Here is an 18,073-nt window from a genome sequence, read left to right on the forward strand (position 1 = left end):
CCGGTGCCTGAGATGGCTCAGACGGCATCATGCAAAATGTTTCGATCCCGGCGGCGCTGATTGCCGGCCTCGTCAGCTTCCTCTCGCCCTGCGTCCTGCCCCTGGTCCCGCCCTATCTGATCTACCTGACGGGCGCCACGATCGAGCATGTCGAGAGCGACGAGCCGGGCTCGGCCTCCAAGCGCGCGATCATGATGTCGGCGCTCCTGTTCGTGCTCGGCTTCTCCACGGTGTTCGTCGCCCTCGGCGCCAGCGCCTCGCTGATCGGCGGGCTGATCCGTGCCTGGTCGGCGGAGCTGTCGATCCTCGCCGGCATCGTCATCATCATCATGGGCCTGCACTTCCTCGGACTGACCCGCATCGGCCTGTTGATGCGCGAGGGACGGCTGCCGATCCCCAAGCCGGTCGGCCTGTGGGGCGCCTATATCATGGGGCTCGCCTTCGCCTTCGGCTGGACGCCCTGCATCGGCCCGATCCTCGCTGCGATCCTGTCGATCGCCGCCGCTGAGGCAACGGTAACAAAGGGTGCCGGCCTACTCGCGGTCTATTCCGCTGGCCTCGGCATTCCCTTCCTGATCGCTGCGCTGATGATCGAGCAGTTCTCCGCGCTGTTCGCGCGCATGAAGGGCCATCTCGTCAATGTCGAGCGCGCCATGGGCGTCCTGATGGTGATCACCGGCATCGGCTTTCTCACCGGCGCGGTCTCGAATGTGAGCATCTGGCTGCTGGAGACGTTTCCGGCGCTGCAGACCATCGGGTAGGGCGCAATCCGGAAAATGCCGGCGCGCTGATCGCGCCGGCCTCGTCGTGTGCAACCGCTCAGGGTTTGAACACGTAGCCCGGCGAGATCGCCGCCGTCTCCGGGATCGGCGGCAGATCGGCGAACAGTTCGGGACGATCCTTCATGACCTTGAGAATGTGCTTCGGCTCGATATGCGCATTAACGTCGAAGGTCGATTTGAGGATGCCGAGGCGGGAGAGCCGATCCTCGGCGCTCCACAGCGCGCGGTAATTGTTCGCCGACAGCCGGCGGTCCGCCTGCTGGATGTTGAACTGCATCGCAGCCTCGGCGACGTCCTGCTTCAGCCCCGGAATCCAGCGCGTGGCGACTTGCGCCGCCTGCTTCGGGTTCTTGCGCATCCATTGATCGGCTTCGGAGACCGCGGCGAGGAATTTCTCGATGGTCTCGCCGTTGGCCTGCACCCAGGGGCGAAGCGCGACGTTGAATCCGATATAGGAGATCACGTCGCCGCCCCTGATGATCTCGACCGCGCCGGGCACATCCTTGCCTGCAACGATCGGCCAGGGATCCCAGCCCGAGAACGCGTCGATGCCCTTGGCGAGCAGGGCGACGGTCATGTCCGGCGGCGGCGTGTTGACCAGCGTCACGTCATCCGGCTTCAGCCCGGCCTTCTCCAGCGTCGCCAGGATGTAGAGGTGATTGATCGTGCCGAAGGAGGCCGCGATCTTCTTGCCCTTGAGCGTCGACAGGTCACCCTTGACGATGCCTGAACCTTCACGCGCGATGATCGCCATGGTGGCGTCGGAGCCGGCCTTGGTGGCGTTGCCGCTGTAATTGCCGAGTGCGACAAGGTCCATGCCGCGCAGCACGGCGCCGATCATGGGCACGCCGACCTGCACGATCTCGCTCTCGCCGGCCTGCAATGCGTTCAGCGCGTCGACGCCGGTCGCGTAGGGGCGTGCGATCGTGACATCGAGCCCATACTTCTCGAAGAAGCCGCGCTCGAGTGCGATCGGCAGGCCGATCTGGTCGATGCCGGTGACCATGCCGGCCTTGAGTTTCGTCGGGGTCTGGGCGCTCGCCGGCACCATGCCGGCCAAGAGCGCGATTCCGAGCAGCAAGAGTCGTTTCATATTCTCAGCCTCCCTCTTTTATCGGCCCCACCGCCGTCACCCAATAGGGGCGGGCGACGGCGTTGAGGTCCGTTCGTTTGACACCGCGTAGTTCGATCGAATGCTCGTCCGTTCCCGAGACGCGTCCATATTGCTGGAATGCGAGCACGTGGAAGCGCTCCGGCGTGAACGGCAGCTCGATCTGCACGTTCACTTTTTCCGAGGTTCCCGTGAGCTCCGGCGAGATCTTTCCCGGCGCGGCGACCGTCAACCAGAGTTGACAGCGCCCATGCGGCAATCGCGCCGAGCACGATGCGGCCCCTGGGCGAGCGCAGGGCGTCGGAAGCGATGCTCATGCCGCGCGCACCATCTGAAGCACGCGCGTCGAGAGCTGCTTGAAGTGGTCGTCCTTGACGAGGTCGTCCCAGACGCGGGGACGCGGCAGGTCGACCGCGATCTCGTCGAGCACGCGTCCCTTCGACAGCACGACCACGCGGTTGGCGAGAAACACCGCTTCCGGCACGTCATGGGTGATGAAGATCACCGTCGGCTTGCGCTCCTGCCAGATCCGGGTCAGCTCTTCCTGGAGCGTCATGCGCGTCTGCGCGTCGACGCTGGCGAACGGTTCGTCCATCAGCAGGACGTCGGGATTGTTGGCGAGCGCGCGCACCACGCCGACGCGCTGCTGCATGCCGCCGGAGAGCTCGTTGGGATAGCGGTGCGCCGCATGCGACAGCCCCGCCAGCGCGAGATATTCGCGCGCGATGCGGTCGCGCTCGGCCTTCGGAACGCCCCGCATCTTCGGGCCGAAGCCGACATTGTCGAGCACCGTCTTCCAGGGAAACAGCGCGAACGACTGGAACACGACGCCACGCTCGGGGCCGGGCCCGTGCACCGGCTTGCCGTCGAGCAGGATGTCCCCCTTCGAATAGGGGATGAAGCCGGCGATCATGTTGAGGATCGTCGTCTTGCCGCAGCCGGACGGGCCGACCACCGAGATGAACTCGCCGGGTTCGACGTCCAGCGAGACGTCGTGAACGGCGGTGACATGCGCGCCTGCGTAAGGATCGAAATAAGTCTTGCCGAGATTGCGCAGCGAAAGCGTCTTCATGATGTCACCAATCCCCAGCGTTGGCCGGTCACGCGCTCGAGCGGCGCGAGGACCCAGGCGTCCACGATGTACCAGAGCAATCCGAGAATGATCATGCCAAGCAGAATCTCGACGGTGGAGCCGGCGCGGCGGGCATCGAACATCATGAAGCCGATGCCCGATGTGCCGACGATCATCTCGACTGCAATCAGCGCGCGCCAGCCATAACCGAGGCCGTTGCGCAGGCCCGTGATGATGTTGGGCAGCGCGCCCGGCAGCGTCACCTCCCAGAGCACCCGTGCGCGCGAGGCACCGAGGCTCAGGGCGGCGCGCGCGAGGTCGCGCGGCACGGATTCGACCCCGAGCACGGTGTTGAGCACGACCGGGAACAGCACAGTGTAGACGATGACGAAGGTCATCGTCGTCAGTCCGAAGCCGAACCAGATCAAGAGGATCGGCAGCCAGGCGATGTCGCCGATCGCCTGGAAGAACAGCAGCACCGGCCAGCAGATCCGGTGCGCCCAGCGGCTCGTGCCGATCAGGATGCCCAAGGGAATGCCGAGCGCCATGCCGAGGGCGGCGCCGGTCGCGAGCCGGATCAGGCTGTCCTGGAGATAGTCGGGCAGGATCCCCTTGTAGGTGAGCTTGAAGAACGCGCGTACTACGTCGGCGGGGCCCGGGAAGAACGCGCGCGGAAACACCCCGGCCTCGCTGACCGCGGTCCACAGCGCGAGCACCGGGATGAAGGGAATGATGGCGGCGATCCCCGGCCAGCGCCGGGTCAGGCGGGTGTAGCCGCCCCAGATTTGCAGCAGCAGGTTCATGCGCGCCTCACCAAGCCCCAGCGTTCGATGGTCGCCCGTTCCAGCGGGACCAGCAGCAGACGGTCGATCAGTAGCCAGAGCACGCCGATCACGATCATGCCGAACACGATCACCTCGGTGCGGTAGAAGTCGCGCGCCACGAACAGCATGTAGCCGAGCCCGACATTGGTCGCGATCATCTCGGCGGCGATCAGGCCGCGCCACGCAAAGCCCAGGCCGGTGCGGATGCCGGTGACGATGTTGGGCAGCGCGCCCGGCAGCAGCACTTCGGTCAGTAGCGCCCAGCGGCCGGCGCCGAGCGAGGCGGCAGCATTGCGCAGCGTGTGTGGAATGGTCCTGACGCCGAGCAGGGTGTTGTAGGCGACGACGAAGAACACGGCGTTGAAGATCACGAAGACGATCGCGCCGAAGCCGTAGCCGAACCACAAGGTTGCGATCGGGATCCAGGCGATGCCGGCGAGCACCGAGAAGAAGCGGAATAATGGCGTGAGAAAAGCCGCCACCGTCGGGCTCACGCCCATGGCGATGCCGAGCGGTACGGCGGTGGCGATGCCAATCAGCGTGCCGAGGCCGACGCGAAGCAGGCTGGCGCCGACATGGGCGAACAGCGTGCCGTCGCGGATCGACTCCATGGCGGCCGCGCCGACCGCACCGACCGAGGGAAACACGCGCGGATTGACGTTGAACAGCGGGACCACGATCGCCCAGATCGCCACCAGCGCAAGCAGCGGTGCGACGAACATCGCAGCGCCCGCCAGCGAATTGACGCTGCGGATCAATCGCGACGATCGACCTTTCAGACTGCCCGTCACCTGCATTTGACCTCCCTGACGTTCAGCTATGCCTGTGCCGGCATTTCACGCTGATCATTCCTAACATCGTCGCCGTGTCTCGCGCGATCGCGGTTGCCCGTCGGTTGCCACGACCGCGACCTCGGGCGGAGCGAGGATGTGGGACGAGCCCTTCCTGTCATGGTCCACGACGTTGCCTCCTGCTCTTGACGCTCGACGTCCTGGTCGCGCGCACGGCCGATCCGTCCGTTTTCCGAGTTGCCGCGGCGATGACTGTCTTCCGGTTCGAGAGCTTCAACCGGGTGTAGCCGAGCAGGCGTTCCATCGCGGCGCGCGCCTTCTCCGGGTTGGCGCTCTCGATGGCCCGCGCCGCCGCCACGTGGTTCGGCAAATTGTCCTTGAACCAGCCGCCGGGGCTTCCGACGGCAACGGTGAAGACGGTGCTCAGGATGGTGTCGATCGCGCTGCGAAAGCCCTGCAGTACCGGGTTGTGGGTCGCATCCAGGATGGCAAGATGAAAGGCCTTGTCGGCCGCCAGGGCACTGGCCTGGTCCTTTGCGGTCTGCATGGCGGCCAAGGCCGTATCGATCCGCCAGCGGTCGTTCCTGGTCGCGCGTTCGGCCGCAAGCGCTGCGGCTGCAGGCTCGATGATCGAGCGCACCTCCTGGATTGCCAGCAGGAGGTCGCGATCCGGTTCGTCCTGGCCGACGAGCCAGCTCAGCACGTCGCGATCGAGCAGGCTCCATTCGTGGCGCGGCAGCACTTGCGTGCCGTGGCGCGGCCGCACGCTGACGAGGCCCTTTGCGGCGAGCGTCTTGATCGCCTCGCGCACCACGCCGCGCCCGACGCCGAAACGGGCTTCGAGTTCCGGCTCCGGCGGCAGGGTGGTGCCGACGGGAATGAGATCCTGGGCGATCTCGCGGCCAAGCGTCGTCAGCACGGCGCGGATGCGGCCGGGCTTGATCAGTTTGTCGGCTGGGCTCGGCCGCGCTCTTGCCACCGGTTTGTTTCTCCCCGCCGGCCTGTCCCGGCCGGTTCATTTGTCCTGGCTGCCGCCGGCAGCTTCACATTCATCCGATGTTTAACATCGGATGATTGCGTGGGGCGAGCGCAATTGTCGCAGGATGCGTCGTATTGCGCTGCGATATGGCCCGGGCCCGGAGCGGCTACCGCGCCTCGTCCAACGTACAGACCACCGTGCAGACCACGCCGCGCGGCAGGAAGTCGACGGTGGCCTCGCCGCCGAGCTGGTCGCGTGCGCTGCGCTCGATCAGGCGCGAGCCGAAGCCGCGCTGTACCGGCGCGGTCACCGGCGGTCCGCCGATCTCGGTCCAGATCAGGCGCAGCCGCGGTTTCGGAGCATCGGCGACGATCTCCCAGTCCAGCGTCACCCGGCCGGTCTCGTTGGACAGCGCGCCATATTTCGCGGCGTTGGTGGCGATCTCGTGCACGATCATCGACAGCACGACGGCGAGCCGCGGCGACAGCGGTACGGCGGGTCCGGCCATGCGGATGCGGTCGGGACTGTTCATCAGGAACGGCTGAAGCGCGCGGGCGATCACCTCCCGCAGCTCGGAGCCCGCCCATTTCTCCTGGCTCAGCAAATTATGCGCTTCGGCCAGTGCGCCAAGCCGTCCCTCGAATTTCATCCGCTCGTCCCGGCTGGCGCTGCGGAAGGTCTGCACGGCGATCGCCTGCATCAAGGCAAGCGTGTTCTTGACGCGATGGTTGAGCTCATCGATCAGGAGATTGTGCAGCATCTCGCCGCGCGCGATCGTGGTCGCCATCCTGACCGCGAAGGTCAGGCCGGTCAGCAGCAGGATGCCGCCGATCAGGCTGGTGATCGCGATGTTGCGCCAGAGCGGCGCGATCAGCGAGCTTTCGTCGACGCCGGCGGCGATCGTCCAGCCCGTCAGCCGCGAGCGTGTGTAGGCCGCGGCCAGAGCGACGCCGTCGAGTGACACCGTCGGGAGCGATGCCTCGCTGCGGCGAAACATCTCGGCATAGAGCGAGGGCGAGGCGCGCTTGCCAAAAGTCTCGCTGGGGTTCGGCGCGCGCGCAAACACGATGCCCTTGGTGTCGAGCAGAGTCACGGTCCAGAGCGGGTCGGGCCGTTGCTTCTCCACCAGCTCCTGAAAGATACTGATCGGCGGGCTGAAGCAGAGGTCGTAGATCACCTCGCCGTCGCGGAACACCGGAACCTCGACGGTGAGCACCTGCCGCCCGTTGATCGCGCCGGTGAACAGGTCGGAATATTGCGGCGACCTGGTCGCAAAGACCTTTTCGATGATCTCGAGATGGCCGCGTGGCGGCAGGCTTGCGGTGTCTTCCGTTGCGGAGGAGAACAGCAGCCGGCCCTTGCGATCGGAGATCAGCACCAACCCGCCCTTGCCATATTGGTCGACGAAGCCGAGCGCGATGCGGCGGAAGTTCTGGAAGTCGTCGTTACGCAGCGAATTCGTCAGTGCAAGGACTTGCAAGCCGCCGGTCATCCGCTGCACCTCGGAGTCGAGCACGAGGCGCATGCTACGCACGTTCTCCAGCACCCGGCGGGTCGCGTCGCTTCGATCCTGTTTGTAATTGTAGAGCACAATGCCAACCGCAAAGACGATCAGCGGCAACATCGTTCCCGTCACCAGAAGAGCGAGCCGGACCGGCAGGGTGAGCTTTGACAAACGCGGGCGTCCCGGTTCCGGCGCAGCGGCGCCGGATTATGATTTTGGGCAGACCATACGTGCGGGACTTGCGCGGCGCCATGTTTTTCGCAGATGGCGAGCAACGAGATGTTGCAGCGCAGTCCGGGATACCCGCACTTCAGCTCATGCGGAGTGCGGTCAGGAGTGGCGATCCGGGCCTCTCAATGCGGGTTAAGTCCGGGTTGGCGACCGCCTTCAAGACGGCCGCCTCACGACTTGATCAATCGATTTCCTGAACCACTGTGCGCGAGCCTGGGTCCACAAGCATCACGCGATCGCCGGAATACACGTAGCGATACTTGGTGAGCGAGGGACCCCAATCGGACGGCACGGCCTCCAGCTCGACGTCGCCCGGCACGGTCGCGCCGACGATGATCTTTTCCTTTGTCGTGATCGGGCGAAGGTGATGCTCGGTGACGTAGGATTTGATCCTGGTCCGGTATTGCGGCTCGATCTGAACCGTTGCCGCGTGATCGGTTCCGGTGGTGGTCACCACGGTGGATTGCGCGAAGTGAAGGTCTGCACGTCAAACTGAGGAGGATGACAAATGCCAGTATTGATCTTGTGGGCTGTGCGGGCGAGCGGGTCCGTGCGGGCAGCGCACAGGTCCGCTCTTGGTCCGCCTCCTCCGGGAGTGCGACTGTGCCCATACAGCCCGCCCGCGCCGGCAGGGGCGCGAGTTGCAGTGCAACAGGTGGTGGGCGCTTAGCCCTGCGACGAAGAGTACCTCCAGCGCGCGCGAAATGACTTCCGTCCCGCCGACGTTTTTCATACCCTTCCCCTTCGCAAGCCGGATACCGGCTGCGCTCACGGCCCGGCGACAGGGCCGGAGCATCAAAGGGAGGGGAGACGATGAAGCGAAGGTCATTTCTCGCTGGTATCGGTGCGACCACTGCGGCGGCTACGATTGGGATGCCGTCGATCCTCAGGGCGCAAGCGCCGATCTCGCTGAACGGCGCGGTCCAGTTCAACGACGACCACGCCTTCAACCGGGCACTGCTCCGGTTCGAGGAGCTGGTGAAGAAGTATTACGGCAAGCCCGTCAACTTCACCCTGCACAGGAACTCCTCGCTCGGCCTCGAGAAGCAGTATTTCGAGTACATGTCGCAGGGCAAGGCGGTCGATTACGGCATCGTCTCGCCGGCTCACATGTCGACCTTCGCCAAGGCGGCCCCCTTCATCGACGCGCCCTTCGTGTTCAAGGGCATCGAGCACATGAACAAGGTCGTCGAGGCCAACATCCTGGCGCCGATCGCTGACGAGGTCGCGGCGAAGGCCGAGGTCGTCCTGATCGGTTATGCCGGCGGCGGCATCCGCAACATCTTCGCCAACAAGCCGCTCAAGAATCTCGCCGATCTCAAGGGACTCAAGGTTCGCGTGCAGGGCGCGCCTATCTGGTCGAAGACCTTTGCGGCGGTCGGCATGAGCCCGACGGTGATCGCCTATAACGAGATCTACAACGCGATCCAGAACGGCGTGATATCGGCCGGCGAAAACGAGGCGGCCGGCGTCGAGGCGATGAAGTTCTACGAAGTCGCTCCGCATCTCAACCTGACCCAGCACGCCGTGTCGATCCGGCCGATCTGCTTCTCGGTGAAGACGCTGAAGACCCTGCCGAAGGAGTTGCAGGACGCGATCATGAAGGCCGGCAAGGAAGCCGGCGACTACGGCCGTCAGCTCGAGTCGAGCGAAGAGGTCGTCAAGCTCGACACGCTCGAGAAGGCCGGCAAGCTCAAGCGCGTTCCCTTCGAGGAGCGGGACGCCATGAAGAAGCTCGCCGACCCCGTGATGGCCACCTACGCCAAGGAAATCGGTGCGGAGGGCATTTTCGAGAAGATCAACGTCGTCTGAGGTCTTTGCGTCCGCCGACAGCATCTCCGGGCAAGCCCCGCTTCTTGCCCGGAGCTGGCGGATGAGCTGCTGCACGGAGCCCCAATGTCTGAAATGCCCGTCCCGTCCACACCGTCGCTGTGGCGTCGCGTCTCGGCGGCCTATGCGAAGCTGCTGGAATTCCTGCTGGCCGTCTGCGTCGGCGTCCTGGTTGTTCCGGTCACGCTGCAAATCATCTCACGCTACACTCCCTTCATTCCGTCCTACATCTGGACGGAGGAGATGGCCCGCTTCCTGTTCGTCTGGACGATCATGATCGGGGCCATGGTCGGCGTGCGCGAAGCGCAGCATTTCGAGGTCGATGTGTGGCCCGATTTGTCGCGGCGGTCGGAGGCTGCAGTGCGAATCCTCGCGCGGCTCGGCATACTGGCGCTGGCGCTGGTGTTCGTATCGGCCGGCCTCGAGTTCACTCGCTTCGCCTGGAACAGGACTTCGGAACTGGCCGATCTGCCGCTTTGGCTGATTCACGTCGCCTGGCCCGTTGCCGGAGTCACGTGGATCGTCTTCGCGGGTGAACAGATCGTCGATGAAATGCGCATTCTGGTTGGGGCAGGGCGATGAGCGGCAATGTACTCTCTGCCGGACAGGCCGCGATGGTGCTGTTCGGGGTTTTCATCGGCCTGCTCATCGTGCGCGTGCCGGTGGCCTTCGCGCTCGGCCTTGCCTGCGTGCCGATCCTGCTGATCGAGCCGCATCTGTCGCTGATGACGCTCGCGCAGGAGACCTTCAATGCGTACAATTCTTTCATCCTGCTGGCGGTGCCGTTCTTCCTGCTGACGGCGAACCTGATGAGCATCGGCGGCATCACCGACCGCCTGGTGGCGCTGTCGCGCTCGATGGTCGGTCACTGGCCGGGGTCGCTGGCGCAAATCAACGTCGTGCTGTCGGTGTTTTTTGCCGGCATCTCCGGCTCCTCGACCGCCGATGCGGCGAGCCAGTCAAAGATCTTCATCGATGCGCAGACCAAGGAGGGCTACGACCTCTCGTTCTCCATTGCCATCACGGCGGTGTCGGCGGTTCTGGCGGTAATCATCCCGCCGTCGATCCTGATGATCGTCTGGGGCGGGCTGATCTCGACCTCGATTGCGGCGATGTATCTGGCTGGCATCGTGCCGGGCCTGCTGATCGCGGGTGCGCAGATGGCGACGGTGCATGTCTACGCGGTGCGCCGCGGCTACCCGACCTATCCGAAGGCAAGCTGGGTCGAGATGCGATGCGCCATCTGGCGGTCGATACCGGCCATGATGACGCCGTTCATCATCGTTGGCGGCATCCTGCTCGGCTGGTTCACCGCGACCGAGTCCGCCTGTGTTGCGGTGCTCTATTCTGTCGTGCTCTCAGCATTCTTCTATCGCGAGACGGGTCTACGCGAATTGTACAAGGCGTTGCTCGATACCGGGCGCCTCGCCGGCGTGGCACTGTTCTGCGTCGGCACCGCAAGTGCGTTTGGCTGGCTGCTCGCCTACTACAAGATCCCTCAGGAACTGCTGGCCAATGTCTCGACATGGGGCATGGGCGCTGTTGCGGCCGGCTTCTTCATCTCCTTCTGCTTTCTGGTGGTCGGCTGCTTTCTCGACGCCATCCCTGCCATCATCATCGTCGGCACGGTGCTGGAGCCGCTCGCCAAGTCGGTCGATCTCCATCCGGTCCAATTCGCGATCATCTCCATCGTGTCGCTGGCCTTCGGACTGGTGACGCCGCCCTACGGTCTGTGTCTGATGATCGCCTGCTCGATCGCGGGCGTGCGGCTGCGCTATGCGCTGAAGGACACGGTCATCATGCTGATTCCGATGCTGCTCGTGCTCGCGGCAGTCATCGTCTGGCCCAGCGTGTCGCTGTTCCTGCCGCGTCTGATCGTGCCGGAGATGCTTAAATGAGCGTCTGATGGCGCGATCCCGCGGCGGTGGGCCGCGGGATCGGTTGGATTGGTTACAGATTGCTCTCGGTGATCGCGGCGTAGACCATGCTGCGCAGCTCGCGCCGGATCGGGTAGGCGCTCGACGGCAGCACCTGCGTCATGAAGATCGCGACCAGCTCTTCGGCCGGATCGATCCAGAACGAGGTCGTGGCCGCGCCGCCCCAATTGTATTCGCCGGGGCTGCCGGCGATCAGCGTTTCGGACGGGCGCATGGTCACCGCGAAGCCGAGGCCGAAGCCGATGCCGTTATAGGTGGCCTCGGAGAACAGCGAGCGCGACACTTCGGGCAGGGCGCCGCCGCCCGGAATGTGGTTGCTGGTCATCAGCGCCAGCGTCTTCGGCCCGATCAGCCTGACGCCGCCGAGCTCGCCGCCGTTGAGAAGCGCGCGGCAGAAGGTGAGATAGTCGGCGACCGTCGAACAGAGGCCGCCGCCGCCGGAGATGAACGAGGGCGGGGTGAGGAATGAGCTCGTTGCGGGGTCGTCCTGAAGCGTCAGGCCCTCGCGCCGCTGGCCGGCATGGAAGGTCATGCCGCCGCCGGGGTCGGCCGAGTAGCAGGCGGCGAACCGGTGGGCCTTGGAAGCAGGCACGTGGAAATCGGTGTCGGTCATGCCGAGCGGGTCGAGAATGCGTTGCTTCAGGAATTGCTCGAAGGGGATTCCGGAGATCTTGCCGATGAGATAGCCGAGCACGTCGGTCGAGACCGAATAGTTCCAGGCCTCGCCCGGCGAGAACTCCAGCGGGATTTTTGCGAGGCTCTCGATCATGGTCTGGAGCGTGCCTGACTTCTCGACCTCGCCGATTTTCTCGGCGCGGTAGGCGGCATCGACATTGGAGCGTTGCTGGAAGCCGTAGGTGAGGCCGGAGGTGTGGCGCAGGAGGTCGACGATCAGCATCGGCCGGGACGGCGGACGGGTCAGGAAGGCCGGCGAAGTGCCGGCGACGAACACGCCGAGATCCTTCCATTCCGGAATGAATTTGGCGACGGGTTCGTCGATCGCGACCAGGCCTTCCTCGACCAGCATCATGAAGGCGACGCTGGTGAGCGGCTTGGTCATGGAATAGATGCGGTAGATGGTGTCGTCCTTGACCGCCAGCTTGCGCTCGACGTCGGCAAAGCCTTGAACCGAGCTGTGCGCGACCTTGCCGCGGCGGTAGACCAGAAGATGCGTGCCCGGGAAGCGGCCGGCATCGATGTACCGGTTCTTCAGATGCGCATCGATGCGGTCGAGCGCGGCCTTGGACATGCCGACGGATTCGGGCGAGGCGGGGGTGGGGGCGAGCATCAGTTCCTCCGGGCAGTTTTGTCGGTCCGTTGATAGCCAAATGATGGCCCCATTCCAAGCCGCTCGCGCTTAACGCGAGCGGGCCGGCTGGTGTAGGCTGGCCCCTGGAACGCCTCCAGGCCCCCCCGGGGCCAATGAGAAAACGCAGGGCAAACCATCATGACCCAGTTCAACGAGACTGATCTCACCCAGGCCGTCGTCAAAAGCTTCGACAGCACGCCCGATCCGCGCGCGAAATTCCTGCTCCAGGAATTGGTGAAGTCGCTGCACGATTACGTGAGCAAGACGGGTCTCACTTTCGAAGAATGGGACTACGCCATCGATTTCCTGACCCGCACCGGGCAGAAATGCACCGACACCCGCCAGGAGTTCATCCTGCTGTCCGACGTGCTCGGTGTCTCCATGCTGGTCGACGCGGTCAACCATCGCGACCGCGAGGGCGCCACCCAGACAACCGTGCTCGGCCCGTTCTATGTCGGCGAGCACAAGGTGACCGCGCACGGCACCGACATCTCGCCGAACAATCAAACCGGCGAGCGGATGTTCGTGCAGAGCCGCGTTACCGATCTCAAGGGCAAGCCGCTGGCCAATGTCCCCGTCGACGTCTGGCATGCCGATGACGACGGCTTCTACGATTCCCAGAAGCCGAACTATGACGAGGTCGGCGCTTCGGCGCGGGCGCGCTTCATCACCGATGACGACGGCCGCTTCTTCTTCCGTACCATCTTGCCGTGCAGCTATCCGATCCCGACCGATGGCCCGGTCGGCGAGATGATCATGCAGACCAAGCGTCATCCGATGCGCCCGGCGCATGTGCACTTCCTGGTCAACGCGAAGGGATACGAGCCGCTGATCACGCACGTCTTCATGGACGGCGACAAATATCTGGATTCCGACGTGGTGTTCGGGGTCAAGGATGATCTCGTCGCCAAGGTCGAGCCGCGCAACGATCCCGCGATGCCTGACGGCTCCAAGGCGGACGGTCAGTGGCATTTGATGAGCTATGAATTCCACCTCAAGCCCGGTGGCGGCATGGCGCCGACGCCGCTTGGTGTGAAGGCTGTGGAGCGGGCCTGATGGCCCGCCGGGATGCTGCGGCACTCCGGGCGCGTACGACGTCCGCTGTGTTTCCGATAGCGGCACAATAACGGACCTCAGCGTTCGGAGTTGGGCCATCCACGGAAGTCGTCAACCTACCAGCGATTAAGCCGGCACTTGGTCGACTGATCCCGAGTCACCACCCAAGTCTACCTAGGTATGGTCACTTCATACCTGCGCGCGATGGCGCCGACCAGGTGCTTGGTGGTACCGATGCATCCAGAGTGAAAAGCAACGGAACCGGTCTGCGAGCCGGCAGTTGCGGGACAAGGCCGGCGGCGTAGCGCCCGCCGGCCCTTCTCCCGAACTAACCGGCGCTTTGCTGCTCAATTGCTGCTGATTGCCATGGTTGGTGCAGAGAGTACGCCATGAGAAACATCGCCGATCTCCTGATGCGGTTCTGGCAGGGAAGCCGACCCGCGTCCAATACTCAGATTGCGGCTATCGCTGAAAACCAGGATCGATCCAGCATGGCTGATTTTGTCAGGATCCTGCAGGCCTACGATCAAGCCCCGTAGGGCCGACCGCGTCTGTCCGTGATACGGATGTCAGGCAAACAAAACTCAAGACGCGGCCTCACCGCTAGATGGGCCCGTCAGCGACGCGGATCTTGAAGTCTCGGAATTCGGCCGGTGCGCGCACGATGCGTTGCACGATCACCGATCAGGGTTTGGGACCCATTCCTCCGCGGTTGAGTCCCAATGATGGGTGTCGTCGAACTGTTTCCAGAGTGGCCGCCTTGACTTACTCTCACCGCTCTGTCGGTTTGCATTCGGTGCGCGGAGTTGGACGACGAGCGCCCCGGCCTTCATCACCCATTCGCGAGCGTTATATCGGGAGTTCCATTTGATTGCCGCGAGCATTGGATGCCTCCTTCAAAGCAAGAAGCCTTCGTCACTTTAGCTCGAGCCAAGACCTAAGGATGTAAACCACTTCACAGTTGGTCAACATCTTCGACATAGCCGCGGCCCATCTCACTACGCGGCGACCGCAAACTACGTTCGCTCGTTATTCCGGCCCCGGCATGGGTCACGTTGCCGCGCGATCAAAAGGCACGCGACGAAACGCAGCATTGTACTTGCGCGCGAAGGCGCGTCCTTTTGAGAAAGTGTATTCTATCGCTGATGGGCGGCGCTCGATAGAGGTCAGCGCATGCTTGAGCTTTGGAACAGCTGGTACGACACCCTGGCGTCAGTGGAGGCGCTTGCTACGGTCATCATCATTGTCCTAGTGGCTGCAGGCGCTATCACGCTGGCGGATAGTCGGCGCCGATGGACGCGTCCGACAAAGGATTGATCTGGGGAGAGCTCGATAAAGTTCCCGCATGACCGTCAAGAGTCGACGCTTCGGCCCTAGCGGGCGTGCAGCAGCGCCAGCAGCACGACGACGGCGCAGGCGAGAGCGGCCGAGGTCAGCTTCCAGAACATCAGCGGGCTGCGCTCCAATAGCGGCGTGATCCGCGTGTCCAGATAGGCCGGATTGGGCGTACGAAGCTCGAAGACGAATTCGGACAGGTCCTCGTGCCGCTTGTAGGGATCGGGATGAAGCGCGCGGCGGAGCGCGCCGTCGATCCAGGCCGGCACGCTGCGGTCGTCGTCCGCGGAGCGATATTTGAGCTTCCGCACGTCCGCCTTACGCCGGATCCTGGCAATTTGGGCGCCGTAGGGAAGCTTTCCCGTCAGCATCTGGTAGCAGATCACCGCCAGCGAAAACATGTCGGAGCGCGGCGAGCCGCCTTGCCCGAGAAAATACTCCGGCGCCGTATACTGGACCGTGCCCAGGATTTCGTCGGCCTCGTCCCGTGGCGCGGCCTCCGCGACGCCCGCGACCCTGACCGATCCGAAGTCGATGATCTTCGCGGTGCCGGTCTTGTCGATCAGGATGTTGTCGGGCCTGAGATCCTGATGCAGCATCTCCATGCGGTGGAAGGCGCGCAGGCCCGCGGCGATCTGCTCAATGATGCCACGCACCGTCTCGAGATCGGGGCGCGGATTGTCGGTCATCCACTGTTTCAGGGTCTGCCCCTCGACGAACTCGGTCGCGACATAGAGATAATTGCGGCGCCGCGACTGTGACAGCGGCTTCAGCACGTGCGGGCTGTCGATCCGGCGCGCGATCCACTCCTCCATCAGGAAGCGCTTGAGATAGGCGGCATTGTCGCGCAAATCGACCGACGGCAGCTTGAGCGCGACCGGCTCCTCGGTCTCGACATCGACGGCGAGATAGATGTGGCTGCGGCTGCTGCCGTGGATCTCGCGGACGATGCGGTAGCCGTCGAACATCGCGCGCGGCTCTGGCAGCGGCGGCAGCGGCAATTGTGAGGTCTGATTGAAGATGCCGGCCGGCTCGCGCTGCGGCACCGCGTCGATGCGGATAATCTGGACGGTGATGTTGTCGTCGCTGCCGCGCCGGTAGGCCTCCTCGACGATCGCCTTGGCCGCTCCGTCGAGCTCGCTTGCGTGCTCGTTCAGCGCGCTCGTGATGAAGCGCGCGTCGACGAATTCGTAGGCGCCGTCGGTCGCCAGCAGGAACGTGTCGCCGGCCTCGACCTCGAACGCCAGGTAGTCGATCTCGAGCTGCGGATTGATGCCGAGCGCGCGGCCGAGATAGGTCTGCTCCGACGACACGATGATCCGGTGGTCGTCGGTCAGTTGCTCGAGCGCCTTGCCGGCGACGCGGTAGATGCGGCAGTCGCCGACATGGAAGATGTGCGCGGTGGTCGCCTTGATGACCATGGCGCTCAGCGTGCAGACATAGCCCTTGTCGCGGTCATAGGCGTATTGGCTCTTGCGCGTCTGCGCGTGCAGCCAGGAATTGGTCGCATCCAGCACGCGGCGGGCGGACGTCTTCACCGTCCAGGATTCCGACGTGCAGTAATAGTCCATCAGGAAGCTCTTGACCGCCGACTCGCTGGCGATCTGGCTCACCGTGCTAGAGGAGATGCCGTCGGCGAGGACCGCCGCGATGCCCTTCAGGCCGAGCAGCGGCTCCTCCGGAATCAGGACGCCGTGGAAATCCTGGTTGACCGGCTTGCGGCCCTTGTCGGAGTGCTGGCCGACCGAGATCAGTAGTCCGCGGGTCATCGTCATCACCAGGAGAGGGGAGCCTCACCCTGCTCGGGCGAGGCTCCCCTGTCGAGACGTGTTTGATCAGGCCGCAACGCGGGGCTTCGCGGCCTTGTCGGCCTGCCGCTTCGGCAGGGTCATGACGTGCGTGGCGTAAAGGGTCATGCCGGTGAAGGCGAGGCCGCCGACGAGGTTGCCGAGCACAGTCGGGATCTCGTTCCAGATCAGATAGTCCAGGATCGAGAACTTTGCGCCGAGCAGCAGGCCGGACGGGAACAGGAACATGTTCACGACGGAATGCTCGAACACCATGTAGAAGAACACCAGGATCGGCATCCACATCGCGATGACCTTGCCGGGGACCGAGGTCGAGATCATGGCGCCGACGACGCCGGTCGAGACCATCCAGTTGCAGAGCATGCCGCGCATGAACAGCGTGGCCATGCCGGCCGCACCGTGCGCGGCGTAGCCGAGCGTCCGGCTCTCGCCGATGATTCCGATGGCGGTGCCGACCTTGTCCGGCGGCTGCGTGAAGCCGAAGGTGGTGACGAAGGCCATCATGAAGGCGACCGTGAACGCGCCGGCGAAATTACCGATGAAGACGAGGCCCCAGTTGCGCAGCACGCCGCCGATCGTGACGCCAGGACGCTTGTCGATCAGGGCAAGCGGCGAGAGCACGAACACGCCGGTCAGGAGGTCGAAGCCGAGGAGGTACAACATGACGAAGCCGACGGGAAACAAGAGCGCGCCGACCAGCGGCTGACCCGTGTTGACGTTGATCGTGACGGCGAACCATGCGGCGAGCGTGAGGATGGCGCCGGCCATGTAGGCGCGGATGATGGTATCCCGGGTGGACATGAAGATCTTGGACTCGCCCGCATCCACCATCTTGGTGACGAATTCCGAAGGCGCGAGATACGACATCAATGGTTCCTTTTGCTTCGTAAGAGAGATCGACGCGCCCGGGAGCGCGGCTGCAACGTCATGGGCCGTGCCGGCTGGCCTGCCGCGCACGAGGGCTGTGGAATGTCTGGAAGCCTTGGGAATCGCGTCACGAGGACTAAAGCCAGGAACGGCCGCGAGGCAGTTGAGCTTCCGGATGCAGCCGCCAGAGGCTGCACAATGCGGCGAGCCGCAGTCTTCGTTGACGTTCATAGAGAAGCAAGTTGCGTGCCGCGCCGTCCGGCAAGAAAAATATAGTCACATCAATAACATGGATCCGGGCCCGATCCGGCGTCACAGCACTTGACGGCCTGTTGCTTGATCGGTTGCACAAGGTTTGTGCGCCGCACAAGAATTAAGCAGGCCGCAACTTTCGCATGCGGGTTGGACCTGCGACAGTCGCGTGCAGTCTCTTTAATGTACTGATATATAATAAGTTTTCGCTGTGACGGGCTTGGCATGAAGCTTGTATAGTTCCATGCCGACGCCATTGAAGCCGTCCCGCGAGACTTCTCATCCGACTTGCCGACGCCACCAGACGGGGGTCTCCCCGTCGTGCGTTCGCATGCGCCAAAGACGGCGCCGCCGGACGGACGGGCTGCTCGTGTGCACTGACGCC

General features: G+C 64.0%; 17 protein-coding genes. 6 read left to right on the forward strand and 11 right to left on the reverse strand.

The window, feature by feature from the left end; genetic code table 11:
* Positions 1 to 29: 29 nt before the first annotated feature.
* Positions 30 to 761, forward strand: a complete 732-nt coding sequence (locus tag GGD65_RS32645; RefSeq protein WP_183237931.1) for a cytochrome c biogenesis CcdA family protein — start codon at positions 30 to 32, stop codon at positions 759 to 761.
* A gap of 58 nt (positions 762 to 819) precedes the next feature.
* On the opposite strand, the gene GGD65_RS32650 is transcribed toward GGD65_RS32645, so the two are convergent.
* From GGD65_RS32650 to GGD65_RS40480, 8 genes are all read right to left on the reverse strand, one after another.
* Positions 820 to 1,875 carry an ABC transporter substrate-binding protein gene (locus GGD65_RS32650; RefSeq protein ID WP_091965682.1) on the reverse strand — a complete coding sequence of 352 codons (1,056 nt, stop codon included), beginning with the start codon at positions 1,873 to 1,875 and terminating at the stop codon, positions 820 to 822.
* 4 nt (positions 1,876 to 1,879) lie between these two features.
* Positions 1,880 to 2,125 (reverse strand): hypothetical protein, encoded by a 246-nt coding sequence (locus GGD65_RS32655; RefSeq protein ID WP_246783489.1) that lies wholly within the window; start codon positions 2,123 to 2,125, stop codon positions 1,880 to 1,882.
* An 81-nt stretch (positions 2,126 to 2,206) separates the two neighbouring features.
* Positions 2,207 to 2,965, reverse strand: a complete 759-nt coding sequence (locus GGD65_RS32660; RefSeq protein WP_183237932.1) for an ABC transporter ATP-binding protein — start codon at positions 2,963 to 2,965, stop codon at positions 2,207 to 2,209.
* The gene (locus GGD65_RS32665) at positions 2,962 to 3,768 is read right to left on the reverse strand and encodes an ABC transporter permease (protein WP_183237933.1); all 807 of its coding nucleotides are present in this window, start codon (positions 3,766 to 3,768) and stop codon (positions 2,962 to 2,964) included. The genes GGD65_RS32660 and GGD65_RS32665 overlap by 4 nt, the downstream gene beginning before the upstream one ends.
* A complete protein-coding gene (locus GGD65_RS32670; protein WP_038947001.1) occupies positions 3,765 to 4,586 on the reverse strand; it encodes an ABC transporter permease in 822 nt (273 codons plus the stop codon). The genes GGD65_RS32665 and GGD65_RS32670 overlap by 4 nt, the downstream gene beginning before the upstream one ends.
* A gap of 151 nt (positions 4,587 to 4,737) precedes the next feature.
* Entirely contained in the window at positions 4,738 to 5,559 is an 822-nt protein-coding gene (locus tag GGD65_RS32675) for a FadR/GntR family transcriptional regulator (protein WP_018322775.1), read from the reverse strand.
* Between the two features lie 166 nt (positions 5,560 to 5,725).
* The gene (locus tag GGD65_RS32680; RefSeq protein WP_183237992.1) at positions 5,726 to 7,183 is read right to left on the reverse strand and encodes a sensor histidine kinase; all 1,458 of its coding nucleotides are present in this window, start codon (positions 7,181 to 7,183) and stop codon (positions 5,726 to 5,728) included.
* A 292-nt stretch (positions 7,184 to 7,475) separates the two neighbouring features.
* A complete protein-coding gene (locus GGD65_RS40480; RefSeq protein WP_312017756.1) occupies positions 7,476 to 7,748 on the reverse strand; it encodes a DUF1236 domain-containing protein in 273 nt (90 codons plus the stop codon).
* Positions 7,749 to 8,107: 359 nt separating this feature from the next.
* On the opposite strand from GGD65_RS40480, the gene GGD65_RS32690 reads away from it, so the two are divergent.
* The 3 genes from GGD65_RS32690 (at position 8,108) to GGD65_RS32700 (ending at position 11,022) form a co-directional block, all read left to right on the forward strand.
* The gene (locus GGD65_RS32690; protein ID WP_092259690.1) at positions 8,108 to 9,106 is read left to right on the forward strand and encodes a TRAP transporter substrate-binding protein; all 999 of its coding nucleotides are present in this window, start codon (positions 8,108 to 8,110) and stop codon (positions 9,104 to 9,106) included.
* 84 nt (positions 9,107 to 9,190) lie between these two features.
* Entirely contained in the window at positions 9,191 to 9,706 is a 516-nt protein-coding gene (locus GGD65_RS32695) for a TRAP transporter small permease (protein ID WP_018322779.1), read from the forward strand.
* Positions 9,703 to 11,022, forward strand: coding sequence for a TRAP transporter large permease (locus tag GGD65_RS32700; RefSeq protein ID WP_092259688.1), 1,320 nt, complete (start codon positions 9,703 to 9,705; stop codon positions 11,020 to 11,022). Before GGD65_RS32695 ends, GGD65_RS32700 begins: the two co-directional genes overlap by 4 nt.
* 52 nt (positions 11,023 to 11,074) lie before the next feature.
* Here GGD65_RS32700 and GGD65_RS32705 read toward each other — a convergent pair whose 3' ends face one another.
* Entirely contained in the window at positions 11,075 to 12,349 is a 1,275-nt protein-coding gene (locus tag GGD65_RS32705; protein WP_183237934.1) for a serine hydrolase, read from the reverse strand.
* A gap of 159 nt (positions 12,350 to 12,508) precedes the next feature.
* On the opposite strand from GGD65_RS32705, the gene GGD65_RS32710 reads away from it, so the two are divergent.
* On the forward strand, positions 12,509 to 13,426 hold the full coding sequence (locus GGD65_RS32710; protein WP_018322782.1) for an intradiol ring-cleavage dioxygenase: 918 nt from the start codon (positions 12,509 to 12,511) through the stop codon (positions 13,424 to 13,426).
* A 389-nt stretch (positions 13,427 to 13,815) separates the two neighbouring features.
* Complete coding sequence (locus tag GGD65_RS32715) at positions 13,816 to 13,965, forward strand: hypothetical protein (protein ID WP_177237258.1); 150 nt, start codon at positions 13,816 to 13,818, stop codon at positions 13,963 to 13,965.
* 834 nt (positions 13,966 to 14,799) lie between these two features.
* Here the strand turns inward: GGD65_RS32715 and GGD65_RS32720 are convergent.
* Entirely contained in the window at positions 14,800 to 16,536 is a 1,737-nt protein-coding gene (locus GGD65_RS32720) for a bifunctional protein-serine/threonine kinase/phosphatase (protein ID WP_183237993.1), read from the reverse strand.
* Between the two features lie 60 nt (positions 16,537 to 16,596).
* Positions 16,597 to 17,436: a formate/nitrite transporter family protein gene (locus tag GGD65_RS32725; protein WP_026202814.1), complete on the reverse strand. Its 840-nt coding sequence runs from the start codon at positions 17,434 to 17,436 to the stop codon at positions 16,597 to 16,599.
* Between the last annotated feature and the right edge of the window lie 637 nt (positions 17,437 to 18,073).

Source organism: Bradyrhizobium sp. CIR18, from assembly GCF_014198295.1.
Classification (GTDB): domain Bacteria; phylum Pseudomonadota; class Alphaproteobacteria; order Rhizobiales; family Xanthobacteraceae; genus Bradyrhizobium.

Coding starts and splice junctions, on each gene's coding strand:
- GGD65_RS32645 (WP_183237931.1), top strand. CDS start 30: ATGCAAAATGTTTCGATCCCGGCGGCGCTGATTGCCGGCCTCGTCAGC.
- GGD65_RS32650 (WP_091965682.1), bottom strand. CDS start 1,875: ATGAAACGACTCTTGCTGCTCGGAATCGCGCTCTTGGCCGGCATGGTG.
- GGD65_RS32660 (WP_183237932.1), bottom strand. CDS start 2,965: ATGAAGACGCTTTCGCTGCGCAATCTCGGCAAGACTTATTTCGATCCT.
- GGD65_RS32665 (WP_183237933.1), bottom strand. CDS start 3,768: ATGAACCTGCTGCTGCAAATCTGGGGCGGCTACACCCGCCTGACCCGG.
- GGD65_RS32670 (WP_038947001.1), bottom strand. CDS start 4,586: ATGCAGGTGACGGGCAGTCTGAAAGGTCGATCGTCGCGATTGATCCGC.
- GGD65_RS32680 (WP_183237992.1), bottom strand. CDS start 7,183: ATGTTGCCGCTGATCGTCTTTGCGGTTGGCATTGTGCTCTACAATTAC.
- GGD65_RS32690 (WP_092259690.1), top strand. CDS start 8,108: ATGAAGCGAAGGTCATTTCTCGCTGGTATCGGTGCGACCACTGCGGCG.
- GGD65_RS32695 (WP_018322779.1), top strand. CDS start 9,191: ATGTCTGAAATGCCCGTCCCGTCCACACCGTCGCTGTGGCGTCGCGTC.
- GGD65_RS32700 (WP_092259688.1), top strand. CDS start 9,703: ATGAGCGGCAATGTACTCTCTGCCGGACAGGCCGCGATGGTGCTGTTC.
- GGD65_RS32705 (WP_183237934.1), bottom strand. CDS start 12,349: ATGCTCGCCCCCACCCCCGCCTCGCCCGAATCCGTCGGCATGTCCAAG.
- GGD65_RS32710 (WP_018322782.1), top strand. CDS start 12,509: ATGACCCAGTTCAACGAGACTGATCTCACCCAGGCCGTCGTCAAAAGC.
- GGD65_RS32715 (WP_177237258.1), top strand. CDS start 13,816: ATGAGAAACATCGCCGATCTCCTGATGCGGTTCTGGCAGGGAAGCCGA.
- GGD65_RS32720 (WP_183237993.1), bottom strand. CDS start 16,536: ATGACGATGACCCGCGGACTACTGATCTCGGTCGGCCAGCACTCCGAC.
- GGD65_RS32725 (WP_026202814.1), bottom strand. CDS start 17,436: ATGTCGTATCTCGCGCCTTCGGAATTCGTCACCAAGATGGTGGATGCG.